Annotated in this window: 8 protein-coding genes; 1 reads left to right on the plus strand and 7 read right to left on the minus strand. The window is 64.4% G+C overall.

All coding sequences use genetic code 11. The features are described from left to right. On the minus strand, positions 1 to 476 hold a 476-nt coding region (locus Q1J79_RS17100), incomplete at its 3' end, for an NUDIX hydrolase (RefSeq protein WP_300302732.1). A gap of 191 nt (positions 477 to 667) precedes the next feature. On the opposite strand from Q1J79_RS17100, the gene Q1J79_RS17105 reads away from it, so the two are divergent. Further along, positions 668 to 1,147 (plus strand): MarR family winged helix-turn-helix transcriptional regulator, encoded by a 480-nt coding sequence (locus Q1J79_RS17105; RefSeq protein WP_300302734.1) that lies wholly within the window; start codon positions 668 to 670, stop codon positions 1,145 to 1,147. Positions 1,148 to 1,151: 4 nt separating this feature from the next. On the opposite strand, the gene Q1J79_RS17110 is transcribed toward Q1J79_RS17105, so the two are convergent. The 6 genes from Q1J79_RS17110 to Q1J79_RS17135 form a co-directional block, all read right to left on the minus strand. After that, positions 1,152 to 2,459: an FAD-dependent oxidoreductase gene (locus tag Q1J79_RS17110; RefSeq protein ID WP_300302736.1), complete on the minus strand. Its 1,308-nt coding sequence runs from the start codon at positions 2,457 to 2,459 to the stop codon at positions 1,152 to 1,154. 16 nt (positions 2,460 to 2,475) lie between these two features. Continuing rightward, positions 2,476 to 3,267, minus strand: coding sequence for an ABC transporter permease (locus Q1J79_RS17115; RefSeq protein WP_300302738.1), 792 nt, complete (start codon positions 3,265 to 3,267; stop codon positions 2,476 to 2,478). After that, on the minus strand, positions 3,260 to 4,033 hold the full coding sequence (locus Q1J79_RS17120; protein WP_300302740.1) for an ABC transporter ATP-binding protein: 774 nt from the start codon (positions 4,031 to 4,033) through the stop codon (positions 3,260 to 3,262). Before Q1J79_RS17120 ends, Q1J79_RS17115 begins: the two co-directional genes overlap by 8 nt. 22 nt (positions 4,034 to 4,055) lie before the next feature. After that, entirely contained in the window at positions 4,056 to 5,099 is a 1,044-nt protein-coding gene (locus Q1J79_RS17125; protein WP_300302741.1) for an ABC transporter substrate-binding protein, read from the minus strand. A 90-nt stretch (positions 5,100 to 5,189) separates the two neighbouring features. Continuing rightward, a complete protein-coding gene (locus tag Q1J79_RS17130) occupies positions 5,190 to 5,492 on the minus strand; it encodes a hypothetical protein (protein ID WP_300302743.1) in 303 nt (100 codons plus the stop codon). Between the two features lie 100 nt (positions 5,493 to 5,592). Next, positions 5,593 to 6,417, minus strand: an 825-nt coding sequence (locus Q1J79_RS17135; protein WP_300302745.1) for a tetratricopeptide repeat protein, incomplete at its 5' end; no start/stop codon positions are given.

The following is a 6,417-nucleotide window of genomic DNA, read 5'->3' on the forward strand; positions in this document are numbered from 1 at the left end:
ACCGCTCGGTAATGATTGAGCGCCCAGTGCACCGACGGAAAAGCAAGATCGCTCCAAGGAATCTCGCCCCAGTCGAACAGCCGCACCTCAAGGGATTCCGGCCCGGCGGCAAAGTCCGGCGCCGCTAAGGTGGCTCGGTAAATCAGTTGCACCTGGCTGATACGCGGGATGCTGTAGACCGCCAGCAGGGCATCAATGGCGATGCTAGCACAGGCCTCTTCCCGCGCCTCGCGCATGGCGCCGGCCTCTGAGGTCTCGCGTTCCTCCATATAGCCAGCCGGGATGGTCCAGAAACCCTTGCGCGGCTCGATGGCCCGCCGGCACAGCAGCAGCTTGTCCCCGTGCCCGACCACTGCGCCGACCACCACCTTGGGGTTGACGTAGTGGATCCAGCCACAATCGTCGCAGATCAGCCGGTCGCGGTTATCGCCCTCGGGCACTTTTGCGGAGAAACGGTAGTTTTTCGGGTTCTGCATGGCCGCTGTGATGTTTGAAATATCAAGTATTGCTGCTGACGCGTGTCGTTCTCAATCCCTGAATTTGTTACGCCTCCCACTGGACGAGTCACCTCCGAATGGCGTTTTATCAGTGGACTGAGAAGCGGTACTCAAAGACCGCCCAGTAACAGGAAGGCGTAACAACTAAAACCATAAAATAGGGAGGTCCCATGTCGGGGGACAAGACCACCCATCCGGCTGCCGGCGATACGCTTGGTGGCTTTAACCTGCAGGATGCACCCGGGCATCTGTTGCGGCGGTGCCAGCAGCTGGCCGTCGATCTGTATACAGCAGAAGTCGGCAGCAATGGCCTGACGCCACGGCAATTCGCGCTGCTGCTGGCGATCTATCAGAACAGCGGCATCAGCCAAGTCGATCTGGTGCGCCAGACCGGCATCGACCGCTCGACCGTGGCTGAAATGGTAGCGCGGCTGATCAAGCGCGGCCTGCTGGTCCGCCAGCGTACTGAAGCCGACCGGCGCACCAATGCGCTGGCGGTGACGGCCGAAGGCGAAAAGCAGCTGCGGGCGGCCCAGCCCGGCGTGGCGCGGGCGCAGGATCGCATCCTCGATCCCCTGCCCGGCCCGCAGCGGGCGGAATTCATCGCCCTGCTGCGTCAGCTGGTGGAAAGCCTGGAACAGCGCAGCTGAAGAGCTAGTCGCGGTCGCAACGCGTCAGGTTATCGGCCAGCCGCCCCTGCAGGGCAGCGATGTCGATCTGCTGCACCGAGCCGGAGCCGGCCAGGTCGATCGCATGGGCCGCTGCCGCCCCCATGGCAACGCAGGGACCCATCACGCGCACCGAACTGAGCGCGGCCGGATCGCCGTCGATACAGCGGCCGGCCGCCACGACATTGTCAGCGCCGGCCGGCTGCATGGCGCGCAGAGGCACGTAATGCAGGTGGTCGTCGCCGAATTCCTCCCAATGCACATCTTCGGCCCGGTCGTGCAGTTCCACCGGCCAGGAGCAGCGCAGGATCGCATCCGCCGGTTTCACGCCCCGGCGCACCTCGTCCACCGTGATACTGTGGCCGCCGACGATCCAGCGCGTCTGGCGGATGCCCAGCATGCCGTATTGCCGCACGCGGGCAGAACCGAAAACCTGCGGGTATTCGCCGCGCAGGAAGGCCACCACGCGGTCAGCCTGGGCGCGCCCCTCGGCCTGCGCAGCCCCAAGGCCCAGCGGCTCCAGCGGCGTTTCCACATGGGTCATGTTCACCGTCGCCTGCCCCTTGCCGGGAAAGGCGAAAACGAAGCCGTCGCGCCGCACCAGGCCATAGCGGCCGCCCTGCTCCGCCAGATGCTTCTGTACCGTCCAGCGATCCAGCTTCAAGGCCGCCGCCTCGTCGAAGCCCTCCAGCGTGAACATCAGCGTGCCCATGATCGGACTGACCGGTTCGCGACAGGCGAAGCCGGCGGCATAACTCAGCGCCGCATCGCCCGAGGCATCGACAAAACCCTGGCCGCGCAGTTCGACCGGGCCGAACCGGGTCGCCAGCGACAGCGCCACGATGCGCCCCCCTTCTCGTTTTGCCTCCAGCAGAATAGCACCGAGCAGCACGTCGATCCCGGCGCCATGCACAGCCTGCTCGATCCAGCGCACCAACGCCTGTTCCTGATAGAGCGGGATGTAGCTGTTGCGGCCACGGCGCAGATGAAAGGCATCGGCCTTTTTCAGGTGCGCGAACATCTGGTCGACGATGCCGTAGACCACCCGATAGGGATCAGGGCCGTTGGAATAGAAGCCGCATAAGGTGCCCAGCAGGCTGCCGGTGGATTGCCCGCCAAGCTGCTGGCCGGCATCGATCAGCACAACGCGACGGCCGAGTTGCGCCGCCTCCAGCGCCGCCGAGATGCCACTGATGCCAGCGCCCAGCACAACGATATCGGCCTCCAGCACGCGGGATGGCGTCGAGCCAGCCTGCTGCACGATGCGGGTGGCGGGGATGGGATGATCCGTCATTGCAAACTCTTCTGGTTCAGCGCCAGCGCAGCAATGTTTTCTCGGCGATACCGAGCAGCCAGCTAATGGTGAGGCCAAGCAGCGAGAGCAATACCACGCCGGCCACCAGCTGGTCAGTCTGCATCAGATTACCGGCGGCCAGCACGAAAGCCCCGATGCCGACCTGGGTGCCAATCATCTCGGCCGCCACCACCAGGATCAGGGCAATCGAAGATGAGATGCGGAAGCCCGAGAGGATGCCGGGCATGGCCCCGGGCAGGATCACCTTCCACACGATGGCCGGGGTGGAAAGACCAAAGCTCTGCGCCATGCGGATCAGGTTGCGCGGCACGTTGTCGACTGCGGAATATGTGCTGACCACGGTAGGAAAGAATACGCCGAGCGCAATCGTGGCGATCTTGGACGGCTCGCCAATGCCGAACCACAGGATGAACAGCGGCAGCAGCGCGATTTTCGGAATCGGAAACAGGGCCGCCACCACCGGCAAGCCGACCGAACGCGCCAGCACGAAAATGCCCATGGCGAAGCCGAAACACAGGCCGGCGAAGCTGCCTAGCAGCCAGCCGCCGACAATGCGCTGCAGCGAAGCGCCTATATGCACGAACAATTTGCCGTCGACCAGCAGACTGTACAGCGCCAGCAGTACCTCATGCGGCGACGGCATGAACAGCGAGGGCAGCAGTCCAGTATCGGAGGCGAACTCCCAGGCGGCGATGATCAGGACGAAGGCGAGCCAGGGGGCCCAGCGTTTTGTGGCAGGCACGAAGCCGCGACCACGGAAGGTTACGGTTGGCTGGGTTTCAGACATCCTGCACCTCGCGATCGGCCACCTGCGCCTCGGTCTTGATCAGGCCCCAGAGTTCGTCCTGCAGAGCCTGCAAAGCGGCGGCATGATCAAGCTTGTGCCGTTCAAATACCGGCACCGGCACTTCGACGACGCGCTTGATGCGGCCCGGCCGGCGGGAGAGCACCACCACCTTGTCGGCCAGGCGCACGGCTTCCGACAGGTTATGCGTCACGTACAGCGTGGTGGTGCGTTCACGTGCCCAGATCGCCACCAGATCTTCCATCAGAAGTTCACGCGTCTGGGCATCCAGCGCCGAGAGCGGTTCATCCATCAGCAGCACGGCGGGCTTGACGGCAATGGCGCGGGCGATGCCAACGCGCTGGCGCATACCGCCAGAAAGCTGCCTCGGCAGCGCATCGGCGAAATCAGCCAGGCCGCAGAGCGTCAGAACTTCATTGATACGGCCCTCGCGCTCTTTGCGGCCTAGCCCATGATGCTCCAGCGCCAGCGCGACATTGCCGGCCACGCTGCGCCAGGGCAGCAGGGCGAAATCCTGAAACACGAAAGTGAGCGGATTGAGGCAGCCCGCCGGCGGCGCGCCCGGCGTCGAGACCCGGCCGACCTGCTGCTGCAGCAGGCCACCAACCAGATTGAGCAAAGTGGACTTGCCGCAGCCCGACGGCCCGATCAGGGCCGCCGTTTCGCCCTCGGCGACGGAAAAACTTACCCCGTCGAGGACCGGCAGATCGCCATAGGCGTAGCCGACCCCGTCCAGAACCACCTGCATGAACGTGACTCGCTGGCTGTTTTTACTTTTTCGGCAGGTCGAGATGGCCTTTGACAAAACTCAGGTCGAGAAAATCCCCGGCCTTGACCGATTTGTCGACCAGTCCCTGGGCCTGATACCAGGCAAGCTGATCGTAGATATTCTTCACCAGCAGGCGGCCCTGCGGGTCCATGTAATTGGCCGCGATTTTCACCGTGTCGATACTGGGCTTGGGCTGCACCCATTTCTCCAGCACTGGCATCAGGGCCAGCGCCTTCTCGCCGATCATGCGGTTGCCCTGGGAATCCTTGGCCAGGAAGGCGGCGGCATAATCGGCCAGGCCCTTCTGGTAGGCCCATACGAAGCGTTCGACCAGCGGACGCTTCTCCTTGACGATCTTACTGGAGGCGAACAGCACGCCGAGCTGCCAGGGCGTATGCTCGTGCACCCAGCCGATGATCTTGCCGGCACCATCGGCTTCCAGCTTCAGGGCATTGTTCGCCGGCAGAATGGTGGCGTCGACCTGACCACCAGACAGCGCCGCCATCATGTTCGGGATCGATTGCACCGGCTTCATCTGCACGGCGTCGAGCTTGAATCCGTATTTGTCGGCCAACATGCCGAGATTGTAGTGGAAGCTGGAACCCACCGTGGTGATCGCCACGCTTTTCCCGGCAAAATCCTTGGGCGAACGGAAGCCGGCATCGTAGGCCTTTTTCGAGGCCACATAGGCGACGAAATTATAGCCTGGCTCCTCGCGGCTCTGGGCCGCAACCACCTTCAGCGCGCCCTTGCCAGCCAGGTTGAAGAAACCGCCGGTGAAAGCCGTGATGCCGAAATCGGCATCGTTGGAGGCGACCGCGACGGCCACCGCCTGGGCAGCGTTGAATATCTTGATATCGAGGTCGATACCTTCGGCATCGAAATAACCGCGCTCCTTGGCGATGAAGACCGGCGCGGTGGAGATGAACGGCAGGGCCGAGATGGCGACCTTGTCCTTCGGCTGCGCACTGGCTGCAAATGGCGCAGCGAACGGCGAAAGCAGAAGAGCGGCGAAGGCAGCAAGCAGCAGACGGCGCGAGAGCATGGCGTTTCCCCAAATCGTTTATATAACGGAATGGGGCAAGCTAGCCGCCGGGTCCGGCGGCGTCAATAAAACCAGCCTTTTGCCAACCGTTCAGACCAGGATATTGACGTATTGCCCCAGATAGCCGCCACGCGTGGCGATGGGGCGCGACTGGGTCGGCGCCAGATTCTGCGGCTGGGCCGAGGCCTGCGTGGCGGCAGCGGGACGCTGCTCGGCACCAGCTATGGCGCGGATCGGGTTCACGCCGCCCAACTGGGCGGCGAAGCTGTTCTGGGTCTGGCCGGCATTGCCGGTGGAAGCCTGGGCCGGACGGGATTGCGCCGCAGCCGGCCGGGTAGCGCCCTGCAACTGCGACAGCGCCGACAGAAGATTATTGCTTGGTCCGATAGCCATACTCACCCAGCCCGGAGGCCGAAATGGCCCCTCAACTCGGCCCGATTACGCGCAGGACTCCCTTAAACGAAGGTTAACAGGGCCAAGTCGGAAACCGGATTCAGCGGGTCAGGCTGCTGAGCCGTTCGGAGAGTTCCCGGGCCTCGGGCGAGTCGGGCGGCAGCAGGGCCAGCAGGCGCTTCCAATACTCGGCCGCGCCGGCCTTGTCCCCGGCCTCATAGGCGCCACGACCGACGAACCAGAGCGCCTGGGCATGATTCGGCGCCTGCTGCAGCACGACGCGGAATTCGGCCACGGCTTCCGTCGGCAGCGGATCGCGGCTTTTGACAGCGGCCCCGGCCAGATTAAAGGCGAGTGCCACGCGGCTATCCACCCGCTCGGGCTGCAGCGCTACGGCGCGGCGCAGGGCCTCACGGGCGGCCTCCGTCTCGCCCAGCACCTCGCGGGCGCGGGCCAGCCGCAGCCAGCCATCGGCGTCATTCGGATTTTCCTTCAGCCGTTCGGCCAAGCGGTCGACCATGCCGCGGATCATTTCGGCGCGATCGGATTCCGACATCTGCTGCGCGGCTTCCATCTGCGAACGGTCCGGCCCCAGCGCTTCGGCCGGTTTGGGCTGAGGTATGGCCTGGGCAAGCGCGACGCCTAAGCGCGGCGCCAGTTCGCGCAAACGGCCATGCACGGTTTCCAGCCAGGGCGCGTCGGCCGGACTGTCGGCTGCCAATGCATACCAGTCGTCATACGCCCCGCGCGTATCACCCTGCTGCAACCGAGCCAGACCGAGATAGTAACGCGCGCCTGGATGCTGCGGGTCACGCTCCAGCACGGCGCGGAAATCGCGCTGGGCAGCATCGGTGACTGAGCCATCAGCCGCCAGGGTCAGCGCCTCGGCGCGCAGGGCATAGGCCTCGGCCTCGCTGGGCTGCAA

The organism is Ferrovibrio sp. (genome assembly GCF_029255545.1).
Lineage (GTDB): Bacteria > Pseudomonadota > Alphaproteobacteria > Ferrovibrionales > Ferrovibrionaceae > Ferrovibrio.